This is a genomic window from Microbacterium pullorum, from assembly GCF_014836535.1.
Taxonomy (GTDB): domain Bacteria; phylum Actinomycetota; class Actinomycetes; order Actinomycetales; family Microbacteriaceae; genus Microbacterium; species Microbacterium pullorum.
The window spans coordinates 286,065-310,963 of record NZ_JACSQP010000005.1 but is presented as its reverse complement, the minus strand read 5'-3'; the positions used below and the strand labels follow the sequence as shown (position 1 = coordinate 310,963).

Genomic DNA, 24,899 nt, shown 5'->3' with positions numbered 1-24,899 from the left:
CCTAGTCCTGGTCCGGACGCTGGTCCCCGCCCGTGGCGGCGTTCGCACGCCCCTGGGCGAGGTCGCGTTCGCGGCGGTCGCGGCGTGAACGGGAGACGATCAGATAGGTGACCGCCGCCACGAGCGCGGCGAGCACGACGACCGCGATCGTCCAGACGAGCGCGGGGGAGGACTCGTCGCCGTCGGCGGCGGGCGCGGGGGTCGCGGTCACCTCGTCGGTCGGTGCGGTGCTGTCATCGGCCGTGGGCTCGGCGGTGTCGCTCGGTTCGGCGGGGGCGGTCGCCGAGGGGGTGGGATCGCCGCCGGCGACGGTGAAGGTGAACTCGCCGTCGATGGGGTGGCCGTCGCTGGAGACGACCTTCCACAGCACACTGACGACGCCGGTCGCCGCGCCCTCCAGGGCCTGGGTCACCTGGGTGCCGTCGACGATCGGGTCGCCGGAGGTGAGGTCGGTGCCGGTGGCATCGGTCACCTCCACGATCGTCGCGCCGGGCTCGTCCAGCGGGAACGCCGAGAAGGTGAGGGTGATCTCCTCCGGCAGCGCCTCGACCGACGCTCCGTCGGCGGGATCGCTGACGAGCAGCTCGTCGTGGGCGGACGCGGGCACGGCGGTGACGAGCACGGCGGCCAGGCCCAGGCCGATCGCGGCGGCGACGGCGGCCAGACGTCGGGTCAGTGACAGGTGAATTCCTTGTGACAACACCCGTCCGAGCCTACCCGGGGGTACCGCGGCGGCAGCAGCAGACCTAGCATGACGGCAGGCGGGCCACCTGCCCGCTCGACTCGGACGGAGAGAGGTGCGGGATGGACGCGAAGATGATGGATGCCGTGTCGGCGGACATGATGTCGATGCCGGGCATGCAGTCGATGGACATGGCGCTGATGCAGGCGTGTATGGACGCGTGCGCGGCGTGCGAGCAGTCGTGCACGGTGTGTGCGGTGCAGGGGATGGACTGTGCGCCGGCGTCGATGAACTGCGCGGACACGTGCAACACGATGATGCGCTCGATGCTGCGCATGCAGGGCATGACCCCGGCGTCGATGATGGCGATGCTCGACGCCTGCATCGCCATGTGCGAAACATGCGAGGACATGTGCCTGCCGCACGCCGAGACGAGCGAGGTCTGCAAGATGAGCGCTCAGGCGTGCCGCGCCTGCGCTGACGCCTGCCAGGCGCTGAAGGAGTCGATGGCGGTCTGAGGCTGTCTGCGGCCGCCGCTACCCGGCCGCAGCCATCGGCGCGACGTTGAACCAGCGCGTGCCCACCGCGAGCACACGGTAGCGGCGGTGCACGGCGACCGGCGTGCCGGCGGGCGCCGCCGCCGCGGCACCGGCACCGTTCCAGATCTGGATCTCCTCGCCGTCCGAGACGGTGCGGAGCGTGAGTTCGCCGGTCGCGGCATCGGCCTCGGCGACGATCGCATCGGCCCACTCCAGCGGTGTGGACGACGCCAGCCGCGCCTGCACGAGGTGCACGGCGTGCCCAGGGGCGAAGACGGTGCAGGCTCGACCGTGGACGCACATGCACAGCGTCTGCCCGTGCACCTCGAGGGGCCGGCTGTGGCTGCGGTGGGTCGACACGGGGGAGTCCTTTCGTGAGACGGTGGGACCACGGTACGTGGGGACACGCGACCGTCGCATCCGTCATGACACGGGGCGAAACACGCCGACGCCGATGCATCCGGTCGCCGATCCGCACTGGCATCGACAGGCGCATCCACTAGGCTGAACCGAAGGAGGAAGTGTGGACGAGAACGGCCGCCGGGACCACGGGAGCATCCATCGCGACGCGAGCGATGCGCACACGCCTGCGGGCGGATCAGACACGACGCAGACGTTCGGGCACGATTCCGATCTCTCCTTCATCCCGTTCGGCAGTGATCTGACCACACAGGAGATGGAAGCCATCTCCTCACTCCCGTCGCGCTCGGCGCTGCTGATGGTGCGGTCGGGTCCCACCGCCGGCGCACGCTACCTGCTCGACAACGACGTGGCCACCATCGGTCGGCACCCCGAGGCCGACATCTTCTTCGACGACGTGACCGTGTCGCGCCGTCACGCCGAGGTCACCCGCACCGGGATGGCCTTCGAGATCGTCGACCAGCGGTCTCTCAACGGCACCTACGTCAACGGAGAGCGCGTCGACCGCGCCGCGCTGACCGACGGTGCCGAGGTGCGCATCGGCAAGTTCCGCCTCAACTTCTTCATCTCCCCGCTCGATCGCACGGCAGGGGCTTGATGGCGCAGGTCGCACCCCGCGGGCGTTCCACGCCGGCGGGCTATCTCAGCATCGGTCAGGTCCTGGCTCGCCTCGCCCCCGAATTCCCCTCGCTGACCAGCAGCAAGCTGCGCTTCCTCGAGGTGCAGGGCATCGTCGCCCCCACGCGCACCGAGTCGGGCTACCGCAAGTTCTCGCCCGGTGACCTCGAGCGGCTGCGTCTGGCGCTGTCGCTGCAGCGCGACCACTACATGCCGCTGCAGCGCATCCGTGAGGTGCTCGACGAGCGCGATGCCGGTCACGAGGTCGGGGCTTTCATGCCGCCGTCGATCATGGCCACCCCGCGCCGCTACCGCCGCGATGAACTGATCGCCGCCGCCGGTGCCGACGCGAACCTGCTCGGCGACGCCATCACTGCGGGTCTCATGGCGGGCGCCGACTCGTACGACGAGCGGTCGCTGGCGTTGCTGCGGGCCCTTGCCGGGCTCGCGGAGCATGGCATCCAGCCTCGTCACGTGCGGTCGCTGCGACAGAACGCCGAGCGCGATGTGGCCCTCGTGGAGACGGCGCTCGCCCCGATGCTGCGACGCACCGATGCCACCGCACGCGCGCGTGCCGGTGAACTGGCGCCCGAACTCGTGCGCCGACTGGATGAGCTGCGCGCGGCATTCGTGCTGACCGCGCTCGAGCGCATCACCCCCTAGCGCGACACGCCGAATCGCAGACGCGGATGTCATTGCCGCTGCCCGTTTGCTCATCTAGCGTTGAAGTACCGACCCGAACAGTGAGGAGGCGAGCATGATCGCTGGTGACCCGGCAGACGGTCAGCCTTTCTCCGCCGAACTCCTGTTCACCGACGGGCTCCCCGATATGGGTGACGAAGCGGGCTACCGCGGGGCTCAGGCCGCGCGTGCCGCCGGCATCACGTACCGGCAGCTGGACTACTGGGCCCGCACCGAACTGGTCGAGCCGACCGTGCGGGGGGCCTCCGGCTCCGGTTCGCAGCGCCTGTACGGCTTCCGCGACATCCTCGTGCTCAAGCTCGTGAAGCGCCTGCTCGACACCGGCATCTCGCTGCAGCAGATCCGCACCGCCGTCGACCAGCTGCGTGCCGCCGGCATCCGCGATCTGGCAGGCACGACGCTCATGAGCGACGGCGCGTCGGTGTATCTGTGCACGTCGAACGACGAGGTCATCGATCTCGTCAGTCGCGGTCAGGGTGTCTTCGGCATCGCCGTGGGCAAGGTGCTGCGCGAGGTCGAGTCGACGCTGGTGGACTTCGACGCGCAGTCGCCCGAGGCGCAGGACGACCTCGCCGCCCACCGCGCCAAGCGCACCGCCTGACTCCGCCCGCGAGCAGCTGCGGGCTCCCGAGTGAGTATTCGTGCTCGCGAGTGAGTACTCGCTGTCTTGAGTGAGTATTCGTGGTCTCGAGTGAGTACCCGCCGATCCGCGACGTCCAGAGCGGGCGGATGCCGCGCGTGCGCCGCGCCCTCGTGAGTATCCACTCGGCGCGACGAATACTCACTCGGTAGCGTGAGTACTCACTCGGCGCGGCGAATGCTCACTCGCGGGCTGTTCGCGGGGGTCAGGCGCGGGACTCGGCGGGGTCGGGGATGCGACCGGTGCGCATCACGCGATCGAGCAGCGCGTCGAAGTCGGCGGCGAGTTCCTGCGCCGAGTCGCCGGGCCAGATGTGCAGCGGCTTCGCGGCCCCCTGAGCCTGCTGCAGCGACGTGCGCTCGGGCAGCTGGGGCGACAGCACGAGCGGGCCGAACATGTCACGCAGCTCCTTGATGCGGAACTGATGCTCGATCGACTGCGGCCGCACCCGGTTGACGACGATCCCGAGCGGCTGCAGCCGCGGCGACAGCCCGCGACGGATCTCCTCGATCGCGCGCAGCGCGCGGTCAGCGGCGGCGACCGAGAACAGTCCGGGCTCGGTGACCACGACCACACGGTCGGACGCGGCCCACGCGGTACGCGTGAGGGCGTTCAGCGACGGCGCGCAGTCGATGAGCACGAGGTCGTAGTCCGCCTCGATTGTCGCGAGGGCCTCTTCGAGCTTCCAGACGTCGCGCACGCTCGGGTGAGGACCGTCGAAGTTGATGGCCGACGGGCTGCCGATCATGACGTCGATCGTGCCCGGGTGCACCTTGGCCCATCCGCTGGAGGTGATCGCCTGACGGACGACCTTCTCCTTGGGGTTGGCGAGGACGTCGGCGACGTTCAGCCTGCCGGCGACTTGGATGTCCATACCCGTCGACACATCGGACTGCGGGTCGAGATCGACGACGAGGGTGCGGACACCGCGAGCGAACGCAGCGGATGCGAGCCCCAGTGTGACCGTTGTCTTGCCGACCCCGCCCTTGAGCGAGCTGACGGAGAGTACGTGCACAAGGCTCTACGTTACATTCCCCTAGGCTGTGAGCACACTCAGGCACTTCCGGCGTCCGAAGATGCACGCCCCGGTCATCCACGTGAGGTGAGCATGTTCCGCAAGATCCTGGTCGCGAACCGAGGCGAAATCGCCATTCGGGCTTTCCGCGCCGCATTCGAACTCGGCGCGCGGACGGTCGCGGTCTTCCCCTACGAGGACCGCTACTCCCTGCACCGGCTGAAAGCCGACGAGGCGTACCGCATCGGCACCGAGGGGCACCCGGTGCGTGCGTACCTCGACGTCGACGAGATCATCCGGGTCGCCAGCGAGAGCGGGGCCGATGCCATCTACCCCGGCTACGGGTTCCTCTCGGAGAACCCCGAGCTCGCGGCGAAGGCGGCTGCGGCGGGCATCGCGTTCATCGGCCCGCCCGCCGAGGTGCTCGAGATGGCCGGCAACAAGGTCACCGCCAAGCACCACGCCGAGGCGGCCGGCGTGCCGGTGCTGCGCTCCACCGAGGCATCCGACGACGTCGATGCCCTCGTCGCGCAGGCCGAGGACATCGGCTTCCCGATCTTCGTCAAGGCCGTCGCCGGCGGCGGCGGGCGCGGCATGCGGCGCGTCGAGCGCCCCGAAGAGCTCGCTCCGGCGCTGGCCGAGGCCATGCGCGAAGCCGCCAGCGCGTTCGGCGACGCCCGCGTGTTCCTCGAGCAGGCCGTGCAGCGCCCGCGCCACATCGAGGTGCAGATCCTCGCCGACACGGCGGGGCACACCGTGCACCTGTTCGAGCGGGACTGCTCGGTGCAGCGCCGCCACCAGAAGGTGGTCGAGATCGCCCCGGCGCCGAACCTCGACGACGAGCTGCGTGACGCGCTGCACAGGTACGCCGTGGCCTTCGCCGAGTCGATCGGCTACCAGAACGCCGGCACGGTGGAGTTCCTCCTCGAGACGGCCGGGCCCCGCACCGGCGAGGTCGTGTTCATCGAGATGAACCCGCGCATCCAGGTGGAGCACACCGTCACCGAGGAGGTCACCGACGTCGACCTCGTGCAGTCGCAGATGCGCATCGCCGCGGGGGAGACCCTCGAGGACCTCGGGCTGCAGCAGGAGAACATCCACCTGCGCGGTGCGGCGCTGCAGTGCCGCATCACCACGGAGGACCCCTCGCAGGGGTTCCGTCCCGACACCGGCAAGATCACCACCTACCGCTCGCCCGGCGGCGCCGGCATCCGCCTCGACGGCGGCACGACGGCTGCGGGCTCGCAGATCAGTCCGCATTTCGACTCGATGCTCGCCAAGCTCACCTGCCGCGGTCGGGACTTCGAGGCGGCGGTCGTGCGCTCCCGCCGTGCGCTGGCGGAGTTCCGCATCCGCGGCGTCTCCACCAACATCCCGTTCCTGCAGAAGGTGCTCGACGACCCGGCGTTCGTCGCGGGCGACCTGTCGACTGCGTTCATCGACGAGCGTCCCGAACTCGCCAGCGGCCGCGAGTCCAAGGACCGCGGCTCGAAGATCCTCGGCTGGCTGGCCGACACGACCGTCAACCGCCCGAACGGCGACAACCCGGTCACGGTCGACCCGGCATCGAAGCTGCCCGAGATCGACCTCAGCGCCGCGCCGCCGGCCGGTTCGCGCCAGCGGCTGCAGCAGCTCGGCCCCGTCGGCTTCGCCCGGGCGCTGCGCGAGCAGACCGCCCTCGCCGTCACCGAGACCACCTTCCGCGACGCCCACCAGTCGCTGCTGGCCACCCGCGTGCGCACGAAGGACCTCGTCACCGTCGCCCCGTACGTCGCGCGCCTGACACCGCAGCTGCTGTCGGTCGAGGCGTGGGGTGGCGCGACCTACGACGTCGCGCTGCGCTTCCTCGGCGAGGACCCGTGGGAGCGCCTGGATTCCCTCCGCACGGCGCTTCCCAACGTCGCGATCCAGATGCTGCTGCGCGGGCGCAACACCGTCGGCTACACCCCCTACCCGACGCAGGTCACCGATGCGTTCGTGCGCGAGGCCGCGGCATCGGGTGTTGACATCTTCCGCATCTTCGACGCACTCAACGACGTGTCGCAGATGCGCCCCGCGATCGACGCGGTGCTGGGTACCGGCACCGCCGTCGCCGAGGTGGCGCTGTGCTACACCGGCGACCTGCTGAACCCCGCCGAAGACCTGTACACGCTGGACTACTACCTGCGCCTGGCCGAGCAGATGGTCGATGCCGGCGCGCATGTCCTCGCCATCAAGGACATGGCAGGGCTGTTGCGCCCCGCCGCCGCCGCGCGTCTCGTCTCGGCGTTGCGCGATCGGTTCGACCTGCCGGTGCACGTGCACACGCACGACACCGCGGGCGGGCAGCTGGCGACCCTGCTGGCGGCCAGCGCCGCCGGGGCGGACGCCGTGGATGCCGCGGCCGCGCCGATGTCGGGCACCACGAGCCAGCCGTCGCTGTCGGCGCTGGTGGCGGCAATGGCCCACACCGACCGCGACACCGGCCTCGATCTCTCCGCGGTGTCGGACCTGGAGCCCTACTGGGAGGCGGTGCGGGCGCTGTACCGTCCGTTCGAGTCGGGCCTGCCCGGCCCCACCGGACGCGTCTACCGGCACGAGATCCCCGGTGGGCAGCTGTCGAACCTGCGTCAGCAGGCGATCGCGCTGGGCCTGGCCGACGACTTCGAGCTCATCGAGGACATGTACGCCGCGGCGGATGCCATCCTCGGCCGCGTGCCCAAGGTGACGCCGTCGTCGAAGGTCGTGGGCGACCTGGCCCTGCACCTCGCGGCGGTCAAGGCCGACCCCGCCGACTTCGAGGCCAACCCCCACAAGTACGATGTGCCCGATTCGGTCGTCGGCTTCATGGCGGGCGAGCTGGGCGATCTGCCCGGTGGCTGGCCCGAACCCTTCCGCACGAAGGTGCTGCAGGGCCGCGAGGTGCGTGTCGGGGTGACAGACCTGTCGGGCGCGGATGCCGCCGCTCTCGAGGCCGATTCCCCGACCCGCCGTCGCACGCTCAACCATCTGCTCTTCCCCGCCCCCACGCGCGCTTTCCAGGAGGTGCGCGACACCTACGGCGACCTGAGCGTGCTCGACACCGTCGACTACCTCTACGGCCTCGCGTCAGGCACCGAGCACGTCGTCGAGATCGAGCGGGGCGTGCAGCTGTATGTCGGGCTCGAGGCGATCGGCGAGGCCGACGACAAGGGCATGCGCACCGTCATGACGACCCTCAACGGTCAGCTGCGGCCGGTGTTCGTGCGCGACTGTGCGATCGACGTCGCGCACCGTCAGGCGGAGAAGGCCGACACCTCCAAGCCCGGCCAGGTGGCGGCCCCGTTCTCGGGAGTCGTGACCGTCAAGATCGGGGTGGGCGACACCGTCACCGCCGGGCAGCCGGTCGCGTCGATCGAGGCCATGAAGATGGAGGCGGCCATCACCTCACCCGTGGACGGCGTCGTCGAGCGGCTCGCGGTGACGGGCACGCAGCAGGTGGAGGCCGGCGACCTTTTGGCCGTCGTGCGCCCCTCCGAGTAGCCTGAAGGGATGGGCGCGCGGCGCCCGGAACCTAGGTGGAGTGAACCCTGTGACGCCCGATCGCAACGAACCGACCAACGACGAGCCCGAAAACGGCGTGCTCGCTGACGGCGGAAGCCTCGACACGACCGGCATCGGCATCCTCGGTGGTGCGACCGCTCAGGTCGACGTCGCCCTGCCTCCGTTGGCGTCCGAGGACGATGACGATGCGCACGATGAGGCCGTCGATGACGGCGTCGTCGGCGAGGATTTCGTGCCGCTCGGCTTCGCCGCGTCCACCGGGATCGTGGAGGTCGTGGCCGCCGAGGACGTCACCGTGGATGATGAGACCGGTGAGGTGCCCCACCTCACCGGCGAACTGGCTCACGGTGAGGAGTTCGCGGAGGAGGTCGCAGACATGCCCCACGACGACGAGCAGCCGGCCGATGCCGCTGTCCCCGCCGCGCACGACCAGATCGCGCCCGCCGCGCCCGGGGCCGGCGATCCGGTCGACGAGCCGACGCCCGCGTCGCCCGCCGCTCCCGTCACCGGCACGGCGCGCACCGCTCCCGTCACCGACCCTGCCCGCACCGCTCCCGTCACCGACCCTGCCCGCACCGCGCCCGCCGTCGCCGATCTGCACCCTCGCGCGACCGAGCGCGGTCGCACGCAGGGGGGAGAGCTCGCTCCGCGCCGCCTGGACGACTTCGAGTCGGGACGAGAGACGGCCGACCTGCTCACCGCCGACCGCCTTCTCGATCCCCACCACGTCGTCAAGCCCGAGCCCGAAGGGGCATGGCAGCACTTCGTGTACACGGTCACGGGACGCCGCATCAACCTCGGCGACAACCGCCGCGCCCGCGAGCGCAAGTCGCTGGACCGTCGCATCGCGGCACCGCTCAGCGGCAATGCCAAGTTCGTGCCGGTGCTCTCGCGCAAGGGCGGCGTCGGAAAGACGACGATCACGACGCTGCTGGGCATGGCGCTGGCCGACGCCCGTGACGATCGCGTCATCGCCGTCGACGCGAACCCCGACCGCGGCACGCTCGCCGAGCGCATCGGCCGTGTCAGCGGCAAGACCGTGCGCGACCTCGTGCGTCGCCGCGGTGAGATCTCCGGCTACCACGACCTGTCGGCCATCGTCGCGCGCGACGAGACCCGCCTGGACGTGCTCGCGTCCGACGCCGATCCGCACGTGTCCGAGGCGTTCAGCGACGAGGACTACCGCGACGTCGCGCAGCTCGCCGCGCATTACTACTCGGTGGTCCTCACCGACACCGGCACCGGCATCGTGCACTCCGTCATGGGGGCGACCCTCGAGCTCGCCGACGAGCTGGTCGTCGTCACCGGTCTCAGCGTCGACGAGGCGCGACTGGCATCCGAGACCCTCACGTGGCTCGAGTCCAACGGCTACGCCGACAAGGCCCACAACGCCGTCGTCGTGCTCAACACGAGTCGTCCCGGTGCACCGCTGGTGCGCCCGGAGGAACTCGAGGCGCACTTCAAGACGCGCGTGCGCGCCGTCGTGCGCATGCCGTACGACCCGCACATCGCCACCGGCAGTGCGATCTCGTTCCGTGAGCTCCAGCCCGAGACGCGTCAGGCGGCGCGTGAGCTGGCGGCCATGGTCGTCGAGCGGCTGCGCAGCCAGGCATCGGTGGCCTGATGAGCGTCCGCGACATCCGCCTCTTCGGCGACCCCGTGCTGCGGTCGGTCTGTGCCCCCATCGTCGAGATCGACGACGGGGTGCGCGCGCTCGTGCGCGACCTGCTCGACACGGTGGAGCTGCCCGGTCGCGCCGGCGTCGCCGCCAACCAGATCGGTGTCGGTGTGCGCGCCTTCAGCTACAACATCGACGGCGACGTCGGCTACATCCTCAACCCGCAGCTGGTGGAGGTCTCGGGTGACCCGGTGCCGATGGGGGAGGGATGCCTGTCGGTTCCCGGCCTCTGGCACGACGCCATCCGGCATCCGCACGCGAAGGTCATCGGCATGGACCTGGACGGCAACCAGATCGTGCTCGAAGGTGACGGCCTGCTCGCGCAGGCGCTGCAGCACGAGACCGATCACCTCGAGGGCCGGCTGTTCCTCGATCGCCTCTCGCCCGAGGACCGTCGCACCGCGATGCGCGAAGTGCGCGAGTCCGCCTGGTTCTGACGCCCGCGCCCCCGCCCGCCCGCGGCGCTGAGACGAATACCGACGGCCGAGACCCTGGGTGTCACCCACGGTCTCGTCCGTCCGCATTCGTCTCACCGTGCGTGGGGTGGGCCGTGACGACCGAAGGCCCGGAGCGGGAGCTCCGGGCCTTCGGCGTGCGGGGGAGGGGTCAGCCGCCCAGCGGGACGTTCGTCGTCGTCACGGGAACCGAGTACAGCTCGTCGACGTGCACCGCGAAGTCGCTGAGGATGACGTTGCGCTTGATCGACATCTTCGGCGTCAGGTGACCGCTGGCCTCGGTCCACTCCGTGCTCAGGATCGTGAACTTGCGGATGGATTCCGCCCGCGACACGGCGGCGTTCGCGGTGTCGATCGCCTTCTGCACCTCGGCACGCACCCTCGGGTCCTTCGCGGCGTCGCTGAGTGAGAGATCCGCGGGCATGTCGTTGTTCGCGAGCCACGTGGGCAGCATCTCGGAGTCGAGCGTGACGAGCGCCGCGATGAACGGCTTCTGGTCGCCGACGACGACGACCTGACCGACGATCGGGTTCGCGCGGATGGGGTCCTCCAGCGCCGCGGGGGCGACGTTCTTGCCGCCGGCGGTGACGAGGATCTCCTTCTTGCGACCGGTGATCGTGAGGAAGCCCTCGCTGTCGAACGACCCGATGTCGCCGGTGCGGAACCAGCCGTCGTTGAACGCCTCGGCGGTGGCCTCGGGATTGCGCCAGTACTCCTTGAACACGTTGATGCCGCGCACCTCGATCTCGCCGTCTTCACCGAGACGGATGCCGACACCCGGCAGCACGGGACCGACGGTGCCGATCTTCGACTTGGTGGCGAGGTTGACCGTCGCCGGGGCCGTCGTCTCGGTGAGGCCGTAGCCCTCGAGGATCGTCACCCCCAGGCTGTGGAAGAAGTGGCCGAGCCGGGGACCGAGCGGTGCGGAGCCCGAGACGGCGTACTGGACGTTGCCGCCCATGGCGGTGCGCAGCTTGCTGTAGACGAGCCTGTCGAACAGTCGGAACTTGAGCTTCAGCCCGAGGGGCACCTTCTTGCCGTCCTGCAGCAGCGTGGAGTGCTCGACCGCGGCGTGCGCGGCGGCGCGGAAGATCTTGCCCTTGCCCCCGGCCTCGGCCTTCTGCTCTGCGGAGTTGTAGACCTTCTCGAACACGCGCGGCACAGCCAGCAGGTAGGTGGGCTTGAAGCTTCCCAGTGCCGGCAGCAGCTGTCGCGTGTCGGGCTCGTGCCCGGTCTTCACACCCCCGTGCACGTTGAGGATCGAGATGAACCGCGCGAACACGTGCGCCGTCGTGATGAACAGCAGCGTCGAGGCGCCCGGCGTCGCCACGACCTCGCTCAGTGCCTTGGCGGAGTTGCGGCACAGCTCGACGAAGTTGCTGTGCGTGAGCACGCATCCCTTCGGGCGGCCGGTCGACCCCGACGTGTAGATGAGTGTGGCGATGTCGGCGCCGATCGCGAGGTTGCGGCGGCGCTGGATCTCCTCGTCCGACACCGATGCGCCGTCGGCGCGAAGCGTGTCGAGGTCACCTGCGGCCATCGACCAGGTCTTCCGCACGAGCGGGACCTCGTCTCGCACCTCGGCGAGGCGGTCGACGTGCTCCGCCGACTCGACGAGGCACGCGATGGCCCCCGAGTCGGAGAGGATCCACTGGATCTGCTTCGGGGAGCTGGTCTCGTAGACGGGCACCATGATCGCGCCGGCATAGAACAGCGCGAAGTCGACCAGCGACCACTCGTAGGTCGTGCGGGCGAGGAATCCCACCTTGTCGCCTGGCTCGATGCCGGCGGCGACGAACCCCTTGGCGAGGCGGATGACCTCGCGCTCGAAGTCGGCGGCGGTGATGTCGCGCCACCCGCCCGAGCCGTCGGGCACGGCGAACAGTGCGAGAGTCGGGGTCTGCTTGACACGCGAGGCCAGCAGGTCGGTGATGTTCGCCTGCGGATCGGCGGGGACGATCGCGGGCACTTCGAATTGGACCACGGCAACTCCTTTGGTACCGGACGGGGAATCGGGTTATTGCGTCGAAACCGAGTGTAGCGAACGCGGCGTCCCCGCCCGTGGTGTCGCAGAGGTCGCACTAGACTTCGATGCGGCCCTGCGCCTCGCAGCGGCGGGAAGGATGCCGCGTGCTCAAGGTCGGAATCGATATCGGCGGGACGAAGATCGCCGGAGGCGTCGTCGACGACGACGGTGGGGTGCTCGAGAAGCTGCGCGTGGACACCCCCGTCGACACGGCAGAGTTGGCGGATGCCGTCGCCGACATGGCCCGCCACTTCGCCGAGTCGCATGACATCGCCGCCGTGGGCGTCGCTGCCGCCGGCTTCATCGACAAGTCGCGCTCGGTCGTCATCCACGCGCCCAACATCGCCTGGCGAAACGAGCCGCTGCGCGAGAATCTCGAATCCCGCATCGGCCGCCCCGTCGCGATCGAGAACGACGCGAACGCCGCCGGCTGGGGCGAATACCGCTTCGGTGCCGGTCGAGGTGTCGGCGACATGGTCATGCTCACCCTCGGCACGGGCGTCGGCGGGGCGATCGTCACCGCCGGCGAGCTCGCCCACGGCGGGCACGGCATCGCCGCGGAACTCGGCCACACCCGCTTCACCCGCGAGGGACGCCCGTGCGGCTGCGGGCAGCACGGATGCCTCGAGCAGTACGCCTCCGGTCGTGCCCTGCAGCGTGAGGCGAACGACATCGCCGACCACGGCGGCATCGGCGCGGCCCTCGCGCAGGTGCGCGCCGAGAAGGGGGAGATCCCCGGGCCGGCGATCTCGCGCCTGATCCTCGCCGACGACCCCGGCGCCGTCGAGGCGCTGCGCCGGGTGGCGACCGCCCTCGGTGAGGCCTGCGGCGGGTTCCAGGCCGTGCTCGACCCCGAGGTCTTCGTCATCGGCGGTGGCGTCGCGCAGCTGGGGGAGACCCTGCTCGAGCCCGTGCGCCTCGCCTACGAGACGGCGCTGCCCGGCTTCGGCGACCGCCCCATCGCCGAGTTCGCCATCGCGCAACTCGGCAACGACGCGGGTCTCATCGGCGTCGCCGACCTCGCCGGCAGGAGACTGTAACGGTGTTCTACTGGCTCATGAAGTACGTCGTGGTCGGACCGATCGTGAAGGCGATCTTCCGCCCCTGGATCGTGGGCCGTTCGAACATCCCCACCGAGGGAGCCGCGATCCTCGCGAGCAACCACCTGTCGGTGAGCGATTCGGTGTTCCTGCCGCTGATGATCGACCGCCGCATGTCGTTCCTCGCGAAGAGCGATTACTTCACCGGCAAGGGCGTCAAGGGCTGGGCGACCCGCATGTTCATGAAGGGCACCGGTCAGATCGCGATCGACCGCACCGGGGGCAAGGCGTCCGAGGCATCGCTCAACACGGGTCTGCAGGTGCTCGGCCGGGGCGACCTGCTGGGGATCTACCCCGAGGGCACCCGCAGCCCCGACGGCAAGCTGTACCGCGGCCGCACCGGCATCGCCCGCATGGCGCTGGAGGCGCACGTACCGGTCGTGCCCGTGGTCATGGTCGACACCGATGCCGTCATGCCGATCGGTCGCACGATCCCGCGCGTCGGGCGGGTGGGCATGGTCATCGGCGAGCCGCTGGATTTCTCCCGCTTCCGCGGCATGGAGAGCGACCGCTACGTGCTGCGGTCGGTCACCGACGAGATCATGGTGGCCCTGCAGCGCCTCGGTGAACAGCGGTACGACGACGTCTACGCCTCGACCGTGAAAGACCGCACCGCGGCATCCTGAGGCCGCCGCCTCGCCCGCCGTCACGCGGCGCCGAGAGGCCCCCGCCGTCGATAGACTGGCATGATGCTCCAGCACACCGACCCCCTCGACGCATGGCGTGCCCTGCCCATCAAGCAGCAGCCGATCTGGACCGACGCGGATGCCGTCGCCGCCGTGTCCGCCGAGATCGCGTCGATGCCACCGCTGGTGTTCGCCGGTGAGGTGGACAACCTGCGTGAGCGCCTCGCGCGCGCGGCATCCGGGCAGGCGTTCCTGCTGCAGGGCGGGGACTGCGCCGAGACGTTCGCCGGGGCGACCGCCGAGCAGATCCGCAACCGCATCAAGACGGTGCTGCAGATGGCCGTCGTGCTCACCTACGGCGCCTCGATGCCGGTCGTGAAGATGGGGCGCATGGCGGGGCAGTTCGCCAAGCCCCGCTCCAGTGACACCGAGACGCGGGGGGACGTGACGCTGCCGGCCTACCGCGGCGACATCGTCAACGGCTACGACTTCACCGAGCGTTCGCGTCAGCCCGACCCGCAGCGGCTGCTGAAGGGCTACCACACGGCGGCATCCACCCTGAATCTCATCCGTGCGTTCACCCAGGGTGGCTTCGCGGATCTGCGTGAGGTGCACAGCTGGAACAAGGGGTTCGCCTCGAACCCGGCCAACCAGCGCTACGAACGCCTGGCGGGCGAGATCGACCGGGCCATCAAGTTCATGGAGGCCGCGGGCGCAGACTTCGACGAGCTGCGCCGGGTGGAGTTCTACACCGGCCACGAGGGCCTGCTCATGGACTACGAGCGGCCGATGACGCGCATCGATTCGCGCACCGGCACGCCCTACAACACGTCGGCGCACTTCCTGTGGGTGGGGGAGCGCACGCGCGACCTCGACGGCGCGCACATCGACTATTTCTCCAAGATCCGCAACCCCATCGGCGTGAAGCTCGGCCCCTCGACGTCGCCCGACACCGCGCTGGCGCTCATCGACAAGCTCGACCCCGACCGCGAGCCCGGCCGGCTCACCTTCATCACCCGCATGGGGGCGGGCAAGATCCGCGACGCGCTGCCGCCGCTGCTGGCGGCCGTCAAGGACTCCGGAGCGACCCCGCTGTGGGTCACCGACCCGATGCACGGCAACGGCATCACCACGCCCACCGGCTACAAGACGCGTCGCTTCGACGACGTCGTCGACGAGGTGCGTGGCTTCTTCGAGGCGCACCGGGCCGTCGGCACCTTCCCCGGCGGCATCCACGTCGAGCTCACCGGCGACGACGTGACCGAGTGCCTGGGCGGGTCGGAGAAGATCGACGAGGCCACCCTCGCCACGCGCTACGAGTCGCTGTGCGACCCGCGCCTGAACCACATGCAGAGCCTGGAGCTGGCGTTCCTCGTGGCCGAGGAGCTCGAGAAGCGCTGACCCTCACCGTGTGCCCCGCGCCGTGTCGCGGGGCACACGTGCGTCGGCACCGTCGCCGAGACGCGGTGATCTGCCGGGATGCGGATGGTTTGTCCGCATCCGGTCCTTGTTCGGGCAGATTCACTCGTTTCGGCGAGGGGTGGATGCCCCGCGGCGGGGCTCAGCCGGTGGAGCGGACGGTCACCTGGGTGCCGGGCAGCTCCCACGAGCCCGCTCCGGGGGACGTGCTGCTCACGGTGAAGATGCCCCAGACGATCTGCGGCAGCGCCGTGCCCGGCTCGAATCCGGCTTCCGAGAGAACGGTCATCGCCTCGGCCACCGTGAGCCCCTCGACATCCGGCACCTCGATCGGCGCGGGACCCTTGGACACGATCAGAGTCACGGTCTCGCCGGGCCGCCAGTTGCCGCCCTCGCCGCGCGCCGCGATGCCGATGACCTCGCCGTTGGAGAAGTCGCTGCTGTACTCCTGGATCGTCTCGCCGGAGACCTGGAGGTCCACCGCGTTCAGTTCGGACGTCGCACTGTCGACACCGCGTCCGCTCACGTCGGGCACCGCGCCGGCGGACACCAGCAGGCTCGCGTCGTCGTCCTGACGTACGGTGCAGCCGTTCGTGCAGTCGATCGCGTCGCCGCCGTCGCGCGGGGTGACCGAAGCCGAGATCACGACGTCGCGCTCGACGTCGTCGCGGAATTCCCGCGCGGCATCGCCCTGCACGTTGACGATGTTCTGCTCGAGGTACTCCCGCGCCTGCGCCTCGGACATGCCCGCCAGTGGGGTGAGCGACACCTCGGCCGGACCGAGCGACACGAACACCGTGACGGTCGCGTCCTGGTCGACGCGGGTGCCTGACGACGGTTCGGTGCGGATGACGGTTCCCGTCGGCACCTCGAGGTTGTTCTCGCCCTGCTCCACGGCCTGCAGCGACAGCACGGCCAGCTCCGCCTGGGCGTCGGCGAACGTCATGCCCGACACATCGGCGACGGCGACCTGTGAACCGGGGCCGGAGCCGAACCACCAGCCGGTGCCGCCGGCGAGCCCGGCCAGCAGCAGCACGAGCGCGATGAGCCACCCGCCCTTCGCGGCGTTGCGCTTGGTGCGCCGGCGCAGCCGCGTGGTGTTGTCGACGGGCGGTGTGACGGTGGGGGCGGTGAAGGCGCCGGGGAGCACCTTGGTCATCTCCCCGGAATCCATACCCTCGTCCTCGGGGACGATGCCGATGGGCGCGGTGCGCACGACCTGCGGGCTGACGCCCAGTTCGCGTTCGATCTCACGCAGCCGCTCGAGCATCACCTTCGCGTCAGCGGGGCGTTCGTCGGGATCGCGTTCGGTGGCCCAGAGCACGAGCTCGTCGAGGGGCTCGGGCACGCCGGGGTTCTTCGCACTGGGGCGGGGGACCGAGTCGGTCGCGTGCTGGTAGGCGATCTGCATCGGCTGCTCGCCCTTGTAGGGCTGCTCGCCGGTGAGCATCTCGTACAGCATGATGCCGAGCGCGTAGATGTCGCTGCGGGCATCGGCGCTGCCGCGGGTGACCAGCTCCGGCGCGAGGTAGGCGATGGTGCCCAGCAGCATCTGGCCGGTGGCGGTGTTGGCGGTCGTCGCGCGGGCGAGCCCGAAGTCGCCGATCTTGATGCGGCCGTCCTCGGCCAGCAGCACGTTCTCGGGCTTCACATCGCGGTGCACGATGTGCGCACGGTGCGCCGCGGCCAGCCCCGACAGCACAGCATCCATGATCGTGATGGTCTGGGGAACGGTGAGGCGGCGCTGTTCGCGCAGCAGCTCCCGCAGCGTGATGCCGGGCAGGTACTCCATGACGAGGTAGGCCATGTCGCCGTCCTGGCCCTGATCGAACACGTTCACCACGTGCGGATCGGCCAGGCGCGCGGCAGCCCGGGCCTCCTGGATGAACCGGCTCTGGAAGATCGAGTCGTCCGAGAGGTGGCCGTGCATCACCTTCAGGGCGATGCGCCGCTCGAGGCGAAGGTCGGTCGCGACGTACACCGTCGCCATGCCGCCACGGGCGATGCGAGCACGCACGCGATACCGGCCGTCGACCAGACGGCCGATCAGCGGGTCCGTCTGCTGGCTCGTGCTCACGCTGAGAGTCTACGGACGCCGCCGCGACTCATCGGGTAGCGGCTCACCCCCACCGCCATCGGAGTGCGCTCAGCCGAGCGCGGCCAGCCACGCGTGGGCCTCTTCTTCCCACTCGCCGTAGCGGTCGGGGTAGGCCGAGATCTGCACGGCCTGGGCTGCTTCGCTGAAGCCGAGCGACTCCCAGCCGTTCACGTCGAGCAGCCCACGACTGGTGGTGCCGTTGGGGTCGCCGGCGCCGCCGAAGAACACGCGGGTCGCGCGGTCGACGTCGCGCACCTGTTCGGGCGTGCCCCATCCCTGGCTCGGCCGCTGCTGGAAGACACCGAGCGAATCGCGGTCGCCCCAGTCGAGGTTGCGCAGCCACGACTCGACCATGCCCGTCGCGAGCGCGATGGCGATGCCCCGCTCCGAGACCCCGAGTTCGCGTCCGACGCCGATGATCGTGCGGGCGTTGTCCACCTGCTCGGCGTCGAGTCCGGCGACCGTCGCCACGGGGATCGCGACCGTCTGACCGGGGTAGATGACCGAGGAGCGGTCCATGCCGTTGGCGGCGAGCAGCGCATCCAGCGACAGGTCGTGCCGGGCGGCGACGGCCGTCATGGTGTCGCCGGCGGCGATGACGTACGAGCCGGCTGACGCCGCGGCCGCGGCGGGGACCGGGGCTGCGGCGGTCGGCGCGACGGATGCCGCGAGCTCCATGCCGGCTCCGGGGATCGCGACCGTCTGGCCGGGGTAGATGACCGAGGAGCGGTCCATGCCGTTGGCGGCGAGCAGCGCGTCGGTGGTCACCCCGTGGCGCGATGCGACGGCGCTCATGGTGTCGCCCGCGACGATCGTGTATCCCGCGGCGGCCGGCGCAGGAGCCGGCGCGGCGGGAGCGGTCGCGGCCGGAGCGGTCGCGCTGAGCTGGATGGTCTGTCCCGGCTGGATGACCGACGACCAGCCCAGCCCGTTCAGGGCGAGCACCTCGGTCACGCGCAGCCCGTGCGCGGCGGCGATGGCGCTGATCGTGTCGCCAGGCTGCACGACGTGCGTCGTGGCGGCGGCGGTGGATGCCGGCAAGACCCGGCCCAGCGCCGGTCCGGCCGGGTGCGCCTGCGGCTGCAGCCGGTCGCGCGTGCCGGGCAGGGGTTCGGCGGCGTGCGCGCCCGGAGCCGACGACAGCAGCAGCGCGAGGGACCCGGCGACGGCGGCGGGCCAGTTCTTCGCGATGGTGGTCGCGAGCCTCGCCGTGGCGGGCGCGAGGGCGGTGGCGGCGGCGGATGCCGGCGCGAGTGCGCGGTGTCGTCGCATGACGGTGCCTCCCTCTCGACCTCCACCACGCTGTCATGAGTGCGAGACAGAGGTCAACGCGAGTGACGGAAGTGACCCCTGTGAATGATGAGATTCTCATGATCGGGTCTGCCCGCCGGTGCATCGATGTCATCATGGAAGGGTGACCGGCGAGACCACCCCTGCGCGTATCGAGACCACCTGGCTGACCCTCCCCGACCTCGTCGAGGTTCTCGACGAACCTCTGGGGCGGGTGCGGCGCCTGCTCGACGAGAAGCACCTCGTCGCGTCCCGCCGCACCGGCAAGCTCGCCGTGCCCGAGGTGTTCATCCTCGACGGGCACCCGCTCTCGTCGCTGCGCGGCACCGCCATCGTGTTGCACGACGCCGGCTTCACCGACGACGAGACCATCGACTGGCTGCTCGAGCATGACGAATCGATCGGCATGCCGCCCATCGAGGCGCTGCGCCAGGGGCGCAAGAGCGAAGTGCGCCGCGTGGCGCAGACCCTGGCCTGATCAGGACGAGCGGCTGATGGCCGCGCGGGTGAGATCCCGCAGCTCTCCCACGGCCGCATCGCCCAGCCGCGCACCGCGCAGCGCCTGATCGGCCTCTGCGGCGTAGCGGGTGATGAGCTCCTCCACGCGAGCGAGCGCGCCGGATTCGACGATGGTCCGCTGCAGCGCCGCGACCTGTTCTTCGTCGAGCAGCGGATCGCCGACGAGCTCGTCGAGGGTGCGTCGCGCGCCGGCGGGCAGAGCCTCACGGGCATAGGCGATGAGCACGGTGCGCTTACCCTCGCGCAGATCGTCGCCGGAAGGCTTGCCGGTGACGGCGGCATCCCCGAACACACCGAGCACATCGTCGCGCAGCTGGAAGGCGAGGCCGACCGGGTGTCCGAAGCCGGCGAGCGAGGCGCGCTGGTCGGCATCGGCACCCGCGAGTGCCGCGCCCACGAGCAGCGGCTGCTGCACGCTGTAGCGCGCCGACTTCAGGGATGCCACGCGCAGCGCCCGTGCGGCGTGTTCGTCATCGGGTGCCTGCCGGAAGGCAGCCTCCTCGGCGATGTCGAGGAACTGGCCCACCGTGACGTCGCGGCGCATGAGTGCGTACTCGCGACGGGCGGCGGGAGCGTGGGTCGCGGTGGCGAGCCCCTCTTCCAGCAGGTCGTCGCTCCAGGCCACCAGCAGGTCGCCCACGAGGATCGCCGCCGAGCGGCCGAACGCCGCGGCGTCGCCGAGCCAGCGGGCGTCCCGATGCGACGCCTCCAGCGCCCGGTGGGCGGCGGGCCGGCCCCGGCGGGTGTCGGAGTTGTCGATGAGGTCGTCGTGGACGAGGGCCGCCGCTTGGAAGACCTCCAGTGACGCGGCGGCGGCGATCACCTCGTCCGGCACCGCGCCGGGGCGGCGTCCGCCGGCCTCGGCCACAGCCCGCCATCCGGTGAGGCAGAACCGTGCCCGCAATCGCTTTCCACCGCCTACCGCGCCGATCGCTGCATCGACGAAGGAGACCGCTTCAGGCCCCTCCACCTCCGCGGCGAGACGGCGTTCTGCGAAGAACGCGATCAGTCGCTGTGAAACAGCCTCGATGGGATCCGGGAAGGGCGACACGGGCCTAGCCTAGTTCTGACCGGGACGGGTAGAATCGTCCCCTATCGGGACCACGGGAAAAGGGGGGATGCATGCCACTGTCCGAACAGGAGCAGCGCCTGCTCGATGAGATGGAGCGCCATCTCATGCGGAACGACGCCGACGTGGTCAGCGCACCTCGTGACGGGCGGACGCTGAGCTACCGCAATATCGTCTACGGCACGATTCTCGTGCTCCTCGGCATCGGTGGACTCATCGCCGGTGTCTCGACGGGACTCGTGGTGATCGGCGTCATCGCGTTCGTCGTGATGCTCGGTGGAGTGATGCTGGCCGTCACCCCGACCCGCGGAGCCGCTCGCACGCCGGCCGACGATCGTCGCCCCCGCTCGACCACTCCACCTTCCTCCACCTCCTTCATGGATCGCATGAACGATCGCTGGGATCGCCGCCAAGACGGCCGCTGACCCGCAAGAAGACAAGAGCACCGACCTCCGGGTCGGTGCTCTTTTTTTGTACGCTCCGGGCGCGGGGGAGGGGAACGGGAACGCATTTGCCCGTTTCTGTAGTGGAGTGGAGGGAAGTGGAGTAAAGTGGCGCTACCTGACGGGGCCGGACAAAGGGGGTGGTGGCGATGCTCTTGGGCACGCACACTCCCAAGCTCGACGACAAGGGTCGGGTGATCCTGCCGGCGAAGTTCCGTGACGACCTCGGAAGCGGCGTCGTGATCACCCGCGGTCAGGAGCGTTGCCTCTATGTGTTCAGCACCGCCGAGTTCGAGCGCGTGTACGAGCGCATCCGGGAAGCGCCCCTCACCAACAAGCAGGCCCGCGACTTCCAGCGCATGTTCCTCTCGGGAGCGAGCGCCGAGAAGCCCGACAGTCAGAACCGCATCACCATCCCGCCGCCGCTGCGCACCTACGCCAGCCTCGGCCGGGAACTCGTGGTCACCGGTGTCGGGGCCCACGCGGAGATCTGGGATGCGGATGCGTGGAACGCGTACGCCGAAGGAAACGAAGACAGCTACTCGGATATGGAGCAGGAGGTGATCCCGGGACTCTTCTGACCCTCGATCGTGACTCCCAGCCGCTTGCCCTGGCACACTTCCCCGGTGCCAGGTCGGAGCGGATGGGGATCAGGATCGAGGGCCACGGCCCTCACATCATGGAAGCCCGTGACATTCACACCCCCGTCATGCTCGAGCGCTGCCTCGACCTGCTCGGCCCCGCCCTGCAACACGAGGGCGCGCTCTTCGTCGACGCCACCCTCGGCATGGGCGGTCACTCCGAAGCGCTGCTGGAACGCTTCCCCCACGCACGGCTGATCGGGCTCGACCGCGACCTCGACGCGCTGCGCATCGCGGGGGAGCGCCTCTCCCGCTTCGGTGACCGCGTGACGCTCGTGCACACCGTGTACGACGGCATCGCCGACGCGGTCGCCACCACCGGCGCCACGAAGGCCGACGCGATCCTCTTCGACCTCGGAGTCTCGTCGCTGCAGCTCGACGAGGCCGATCGAGGCTTCGCATATGCCAAGGACGCGCCGCTGGACATGCGCATGGACCAGAGCGGCGGCACGACCGCCGCCGACATCCTGGCGACCTACGGCGAAGGCGACCTGCGCCGCATCTTCGAGCGCTACGGCGAGGAGAAGCTCGCCGGCCGCTACGCCCGCGCCATCATCGAGGCACGCCGAACCGAGCCGATCGAGCGCTCCGGACGTCTCGTGGACATCCTCCAGGACGCCACGCCCGCAGCGCTCAAGGCCGCCGGGCACCCCGCCAAGCGCGTGTTCCAGGCTCTGCGCGTCGAGGTCAACGCAGAACTGGCCGCCCTCGAACGCGCCATCCCCGCAGCCCTCGGCCTCCTCCCCGTCGGTGGGCGCATCGTGGTGCTGTCCTACCAGTCGCTCGAAGACCGTCTGGTCAAGCGAGAACTTGCTGCGGCCTCCGCATCCACCGCGCCCGCGGGGCTCCCCGTGGAGCTTCCCGAGCACGCCCCGCGGCTCAAGCTGCTGGTGCGCGGCGCCGAACTGGCATCCGATGAGGAGCGCGCCGTCAACCCGCGCGCCACGCCGGTGCGACTGCGCGCCGCCGAGCGACTGCGGGAGGACGCATGAGCACGCTGCCCTACTCCTCCGCCGTGGCGACCGCCGCCGCGCTGCCCCGCCCCACTGAGCGACCCGCACGTCGCCTCCAGGTCGTCGCCGCGCCACAGCCGCGTCGCCGCCCGCGGCTGCTGTACGGCATCGTCGCGGTCGCCGGCGCCCTCACGATCGGCGCCGCCCAGATGGGACTGTCGATCCTCACGACGCAGGGGTCCTACGAGGTGTCGCAGCTCACGCGCGAGCAGCGTGACCTGACCTACCAGAAGCAGATCCTCATCGACGACGTCGCGGGGCTGAACTCCCCGCAGTTCCTCGCCGCCAACGCGTCGGCGCTGGGCATGGTCATCGCCGAGTCGCCGAACTACCTGCGACTGAGCGACGGCGTCGTGCTCGGCACCGGAGAGGCGGCGCCCGGCGCCTCGACGATCGACGCCCTCGGCCGACCCTCCGTCCCCAACGCCCTCATCTCCGACGCGCCGCTGGTCACCGCCCCGACCGCGACGATCGAGGGCGAGGCCGTCGTGGCCGAGCCGCCTGTCGCCGATGCCGCGACCCCCGGTGCCGCGACCGAAACCCCGACACCCCCGCCCGTCACCGACGGTCTCCCCGTACCCCGGACACACTGAGAGCCATGACGACACGAGCCACCCGCAGCCCGCGCCGGCGCACCGTCGCCGCCCTCGCCGTCGTCCTGGCGGTGCTCTGCGGGTTCATCATCCGCCTCGTGGACATCCAGGTCGTCAACGCCGAAGGGCACATCGCCGACTCGCAGGAGCTGGCGTTCGGGGCGGTGACCGACCTCTACGGCACGCGCGGCGAGATCGTCGACGCCGACGGCGAGGCGCTGGCCACCAGCATCCTGATGTACGACGGAAAGCTCGACCCCGCCAACGTCGGCCCGATCGAGCGCGAGGTCGACGGTGTCGAGGTGGAGGTGCCCTGGGACCAGGTCGCCGCCGAGATGGGCGCCATCACCGGCCAGCCCGCCGCCGAGATCATGCAGATCGTCGACGATGCGCTGGCGGCGGACGCCGGCAGCCGGTTCGCCTACCTGCAGCGCGGGCTCACGACCGAGCAGTACCGCGCCCTCGCCGACCTCCGCGCCCCGTTCCTCACGTTCGACATGCACCCGCAGCGCACCTATCCCGACGGCGCCGTCGCGGGCAACGTCGTCGGCTTCGTCGGCTCCGACGGGGAGCCGCTGGCGGGTATCGAGCAGATCGAGAACACCTGCTTGGCCTCCGCGAACGGCCAGGTGACCTACATGCGCGGTGCCGACGGCGTCGTGATCCCCGGCACCGAGGTGGAGACCCCCGCCGTCGACGGCGGCACCCTGCAGCTGACCATCGACCGCGATCTGCAGTGGTACCTGCAGCAGCTCATCGCCGAAGAAGTGCAGAACAAGCAGGCCAACAGCGGCGCGATCCTCGTGGTGGAGGTCGCCACCGGAAAGATCCGCGCGGCCGCGGAGTACCCGACCGTCGATCCGAACAACGTCGACGCCTCCGCCGCGTCCGACCGTGGCTCGCGGCTGTTCCTGGCCTCCTACGAGCCGGGGTCGACGCTGAAGGCCATCACCGCCGCGAGCGTCATCGACGCCGGCGTCGCCACCCCCGACACGACGGTGTCGGCCGGTGACTACGAGACCTTCCCCAACGGCGCGCGCGTCGGCGACTTCGAGTCTCACCCGGTGCTCAACTACACCCTCACCGGTGCGCTCATCGATTCGTCCAACGTCGCGCTGTCGAAGTTCGGCGAGATGCTGTCTGCCGACGTGCGCCACGACTACCTGGAGCGTTTCGGCGTCGGCCGGGGGACGGCCATCGGCTGGCCGAGCGAGCCGCAGGGCGTTCTGCACCCGGCAGCGGAATGGGACAACCAGACCTTCTACGCCACCACGTTCGGGCAGGGCTACACGATGACCTCCCCGCAGGTCGCCAGCGCCTACCAGGCCCTCGCGAACGGCGGATTGAAGATGCCGCTGTCACTCGTGGAGTCCTGCACCCTCGCCGACGGCACCGTCGTCGAGCCCGACCTGCCCGAGCCCGAGCAGGTCGTCTCGAAGGAAGCGGCCGACGCCGTCACGCTCATGCTCGAGAACGTCGCCGTGCAGGCGCAGATGGCCGATTACATCGCCGTCGACGGCTACCGCATCGCCGCCAAGACCGGAACGGCGCAGGTCGCCGGGAGCACCGGCGGCTACAAGTCGGGCGTGTACTTCACCTCGCTCATCGGCATCGTTCCCGCCGACGACCCCCAGTACATCGTGCTGACCACCCTCGACGAGCCGACTACCATTAAGTCGTCTGCAGCCAACCGCCAGGCGTTCCAGAAGGCGATGACGCAGGTGCTCAAGAACTACCGCGTCCTGCCCTCCGATTCGCAGACGCCTCTTCTTCCCAAGACACTGTGACCGC

Annotated in this window: 23 protein-coding genes; 16 read left to right on the top strand and 7 right to left on the bottom strand. The window is 70.2% G+C overall.

From position 1 onward, the window contains the following. Window position 1: 1 nt before the first annotated feature. Entirely contained in the window at window positions 2-703 is a 702-nt protein-coding gene (locus H9651_RS10505; RefSeq protein WP_318244841.1) for a copper resistance CopC family protein, read from the bottom strand. Window positions 704-804: 101 nt separating this feature from the next. Here H9651_RS10505 and H9651_RS10500 point away from each other — a divergent pair, with 101 nt between their 5' ends. Continuing rightward, window positions 805-1,200: a hypothetical protein gene (locus tag H9651_RS10500; RefSeq protein WP_191719247.1), complete on the top strand. Its 396-nt coding sequence runs from the start codon at window positions 805-807 to the stop codon at window positions 1,198-1,200. Between the two features lie 18 nt (window positions 1,201-1,218). On the opposite strand, the gene H9651_RS10495 is transcribed toward H9651_RS10500, so the two are convergent. Beyond that, window positions 1,219-1,581, bottom strand: coding sequence for a hypothetical protein (locus H9651_RS10495; protein WP_318244840.1), 363 nt, complete (start codon window positions 1,579-1,581; stop codon window positions 1,219-1,221). Between the two features lie 163 nt (window positions 1,582-1,744). Between H9651_RS10495 and H9651_RS10490 the strand changes: the two genes are divergently transcribed. The 3 genes from H9651_RS10490 to H9651_RS10480 all read left to right on the top strand — a co-directional run bounded on the left by H9651_RS10490 (window position 1,745) and on the right by H9651_RS10480 (window position 3,562). After that, complete coding sequence (locus H9651_RS10490) at window positions 1,745-2,239, top strand: FHA domain-containing protein (protein ID WP_318244839.1); 495 nt, start codon at window positions 1,745-1,747, stop codon at window positions 2,237-2,239. Next, a complete protein-coding gene (gene ftsR, locus H9651_RS10485; RefSeq protein WP_191719246.1) occupies window positions 2,239-2,922 on the top strand; it encodes a transcriptional regulator FtsR in 684 nt (227 codons plus the stop codon). Before H9651_RS10490 ends, ftsR begins: the two co-directional genes overlap by 1 nt. Before the next feature lie 94 nt (window positions 2,923-3,016). Beyond that, the gene (locus tag H9651_RS10480) at window positions 3,017-3,562 is read left to right on the top strand and encodes a MerR family transcriptional regulator (RefSeq protein WP_191719245.1); all 546 of its coding nucleotides are present in this window, start codon (window positions 3,017-3,019) and stop codon (window positions 3,560-3,562) included. 244 nt (window positions 3,563-3,806) lie between these two features. On the opposite strand, the gene H9651_RS10475 is transcribed toward H9651_RS10480, so the two are convergent. Beyond that, the gene (locus tag H9651_RS10475; protein ID WP_191719244.1) at window positions 3,807-4,616 is read right to left on the bottom strand and encodes a ParA family protein; all 810 of its coding nucleotides are present in this window, start codon (window positions 4,614-4,616) and stop codon (window positions 3,807-3,809) included. Window positions 4,617-4,709: 93 nt separating this feature from the next. Here H9651_RS10475 and H9651_RS10470 point away from each other — a divergent pair, with 93 nt between their 5' ends. From H9651_RS10470 to def, 3 genes are read left to right on the top strand one after another with little or no spacing between them, the layout of a single operon-like run. After that, entirely contained in the window at window positions 4,710-8,117 is a 3,408-nt protein-coding gene (locus H9651_RS10470; RefSeq protein ID WP_191719321.1) for a pyruvate carboxylase, read from the top strand. A gap of 49 nt (window positions 8,118-8,166) precedes the next feature. Further along, entirely contained in the window at window positions 8,167-9,762 is a 1,596-nt protein-coding gene (locus H9651_RS10465) for a MinD/ParA family ATP-binding protein (protein WP_191719243.1), read from the top strand. Then, on the top strand, window positions 9,762-10,253 hold the full coding sequence (gene def / locus H9651_RS10460) for a peptide deformylase (RefSeq protein WP_191719242.1): 492 nt from the start codon (window positions 9,762-9,764) through the stop codon (window positions 10,251-10,253). Before H9651_RS10465 ends, def begins: the two co-directional genes overlap by 1 nt. 169 nt (window positions 10,254-10,422) lie before the next feature. Here the strand turns inward: def and H9651_RS10455 are convergent, their stop codons facing one another. Beyond that, a complete protein-coding gene (locus H9651_RS10455) occupies window positions 10,423-12,255 on the bottom strand; it encodes an AMP-dependent synthetase/ligase (RefSeq protein ID WP_191719241.1) in 1,833 nt (610 codons plus the stop codon). 146 nt (window positions 12,256-12,401) lie between these two features. On the opposite strand from H9651_RS10455, the gene H9651_RS10450 reads away from it, so the two are divergent. The 3 genes from H9651_RS10450 to H9651_RS10440 all read left to right on the top strand — a co-directional run bounded on the left by H9651_RS10450 (window position 12,402) and on the right by H9651_RS10440 (window position 15,424). Continuing rightward, the gene (locus H9651_RS10450) at window positions 12,402-13,337 is read left to right on the top strand and encodes an ROK family glucokinase (RefSeq protein ID WP_191719240.1); all 936 of its coding nucleotides are present in this window, start codon (window positions 12,402-12,404) and stop codon (window positions 13,335-13,337) included. Window positions 13,338-13,339: 2 nt separating this feature from the next. Beyond that, window positions 13,340-14,023, top strand: coding sequence for a lysophospholipid acyltransferase family protein (locus H9651_RS10445; RefSeq protein ID WP_191719239.1), 684 nt, complete (start codon window positions 13,340-13,342; stop codon window positions 14,021-14,023). A gap of 63 nt (window positions 14,024-14,086) precedes the next feature. Further along, the gene (locus H9651_RS10440; RefSeq protein ID WP_404803008.1) at window positions 14,087-15,424 is read left to right on the top strand and encodes a class II 3-deoxy-7-phosphoheptulonate synthase; all 1,338 of its coding nucleotides are present in this window, start codon (window positions 14,087-14,089) and stop codon (window positions 15,422-15,424) included. 160 nt (window positions 15,425-15,584) lie between these two features. Here the strand turns inward: H9651_RS10440 and pknB are convergent, their stop codons facing one another. Further along, a complete protein-coding gene (gene pknB, locus H9651_RS10435; protein WP_191719237.1) occupies window positions 15,585-17,519 on the bottom strand; it encodes a Stk1 family PASTA domain-containing Ser/Thr kinase in 1,935 nt (644 codons plus the stop codon). A gap of 69 nt (window positions 17,520-17,588) precedes the next feature. Beyond that, a complete protein-coding gene (locus H9651_RS10430) occupies window positions 17,589-18,812 on the bottom strand; it encodes a muramidase family protein (RefSeq protein ID WP_191719236.1) in 1,224 nt (407 codons plus the stop codon). A gap of 169 nt (window positions 18,813-18,981) precedes the next feature. Between H9651_RS10430 and H9651_RS10425 the strand changes: the two genes are divergently transcribed. Beyond that, window positions 18,982-19,308, top strand: a complete 327-nt coding sequence (locus tag H9651_RS10425; protein ID WP_191719320.1) for an Rv2175c family DNA-binding protein — start codon at window positions 18,982-18,984, stop codon at window positions 19,306-19,308. Here H9651_RS10425 and H9651_RS10420 read toward each other — a convergent pair whose 3' ends face one another. After that, the gene (locus tag H9651_RS10420; RefSeq protein ID WP_191719235.1) at window positions 19,309-20,400 is read right to left on the bottom strand and encodes a polyprenyl synthetase family protein; all 1,092 of its coding nucleotides are present in this window, start codon (window positions 20,398-20,400) and stop codon (window positions 19,309-19,311) included. It lies immediately after the preceding gene. 71 nt (window positions 20,401-20,471) lie between these two features. Here H9651_RS10420 and H9651_RS10415 point away from each other — a divergent pair, with 71 nt between their 5' ends. From H9651_RS10415 to H9651_RS10395, 5 genes are all read left to right on the top strand, one after another. After that, window positions 20,472-20,843, top strand: coding sequence for a DUF3040 domain-containing protein (locus tag H9651_RS10415; protein WP_191719234.1), 372 nt, complete (start codon window positions 20,472-20,474; stop codon window positions 20,841-20,843). Between the two features lie 167 nt (window positions 20,844-21,010). Beyond that, the gene (gene mraZ, locus H9651_RS10410) at window positions 21,011-21,442 is read left to right on the top strand and encodes a division/cell wall cluster transcriptional repressor MraZ (RefSeq protein WP_191719319.1); all 432 of its coding nucleotides are present in this window, start codon (window positions 21,011-21,013) and stop codon (window positions 21,440-21,442) included. A gap of 98 nt (window positions 21,443-21,540) precedes the next feature. After that, entirely contained in the window at window positions 21,541-22,494 is a 954-nt protein-coding gene (gene rsmH, locus H9651_RS10405) for a 16S rRNA (cytosine(1402)-N(4))-methyltransferase RsmH (RefSeq protein ID WP_191719318.1), read from the top strand. Then, window positions 22,491-23,108 carry a hypothetical protein gene (locus tag H9651_RS10400; protein ID WP_191719233.1) on the top strand — a complete coding sequence of 206 codons (618 nt, stop codon included), beginning with the start codon at window positions 22,491-22,493 and terminating at the stop codon, window positions 23,106-23,108. Before rsmH ends, H9651_RS10400 begins: the two co-directional genes overlap by 4 nt. A 5-nt stretch (window positions 23,109-23,113) precedes the next feature. Further along, window positions 23,114-24,895, top strand: coding sequence for a peptidoglycan D,D-transpeptidase FtsI family protein (locus H9651_RS10395; RefSeq protein WP_191719232.1), 1,782 nt, complete (start codon window positions 23,114-23,116; stop codon window positions 24,893-24,895). The last annotated feature ends 4 nt before the right edge of the window (window positions 24,896-24,899 follow it).

Bases quoted from the DNA above. Each gene is read 5' to 3' on its own strand.
- ftsR (WP_191719246.1), top strand. From the start codon at position 2,239: ATGGCGCAGGTCGCACCCCGCGGGCGTTCCACGCCGGCGGGCTATCTC.
- H9651_RS10415 (WP_191719234.1), top strand. From the start codon at position 20,472: ATGCCACTGTCCGAACAGGAGCAGCGCCTGCTCGATGAGATGGAGCGC.
- H9651_RS10395 (WP_191719232.1), top strand. From the start codon at position 23,114: ATGACGACACGAGCCACCCGCAGCCCGCGCCGGCGCACCGTCGCCGCC.
- H9651_RS10440 (WP_404803008.1), top strand. From the start codon at position 14,087: ATGCTCCAGCACACCGACCCCCTCGACGCATGGCGTGCCCTGCCCATC.
- mraZ (WP_191719319.1), top strand. From the start codon at position 21,011: ATGCTCTTGGGCACGCACACTCCCAAGCTCGACGACAAGGGTCGGGTG.
- H9651_RS10480 (WP_191719245.1), top strand. From the start codon at position 3,017: ATGATCGCTGGTGACCCGGCAGACGGTCAGCCTTTCTCCGCCGAACTC.
- rsmH (WP_191719318.1), top strand. From the start codon at position 21,541: ATGGAAGCCCGTGACATTCACACCCCCGTCATGCTCGAGCGCTGCCTC.
- H9651_RS10400 (WP_191719233.1), top strand. From the start codon at position 22,491: ATGAGCACGCTGCCCTACTCCTCCGCCGTGGCGACCGCCGCCGCGCTG.
- H9651_RS10470 (WP_191719321.1), top strand. From the start codon at position 4,710: ATGTTCCGCAAGATCCTGGTCGCGAACCGAGGCGAAATCGCCATTCGG.
- def (WP_191719242.1), top strand. From the start codon at position 9,762: ATGAGCGTCCGCGACATCCGCCTCTTCGGCGACCCCGTGCTGCGGTCG.
- H9651_RS10430 (WP_191719236.1), bottom strand. From the start codon at position 18,812: ATGCGACGACACCGCGCACTCGCGCCGGCATCCGCCGCCGCCACCGCC.
- H9651_RS10500 (WP_191719247.1), top strand. From the start codon at position 805: ATGGACGCGAAGATGATGGATGCCGTGTCGGCGGACATGATGTCGATG.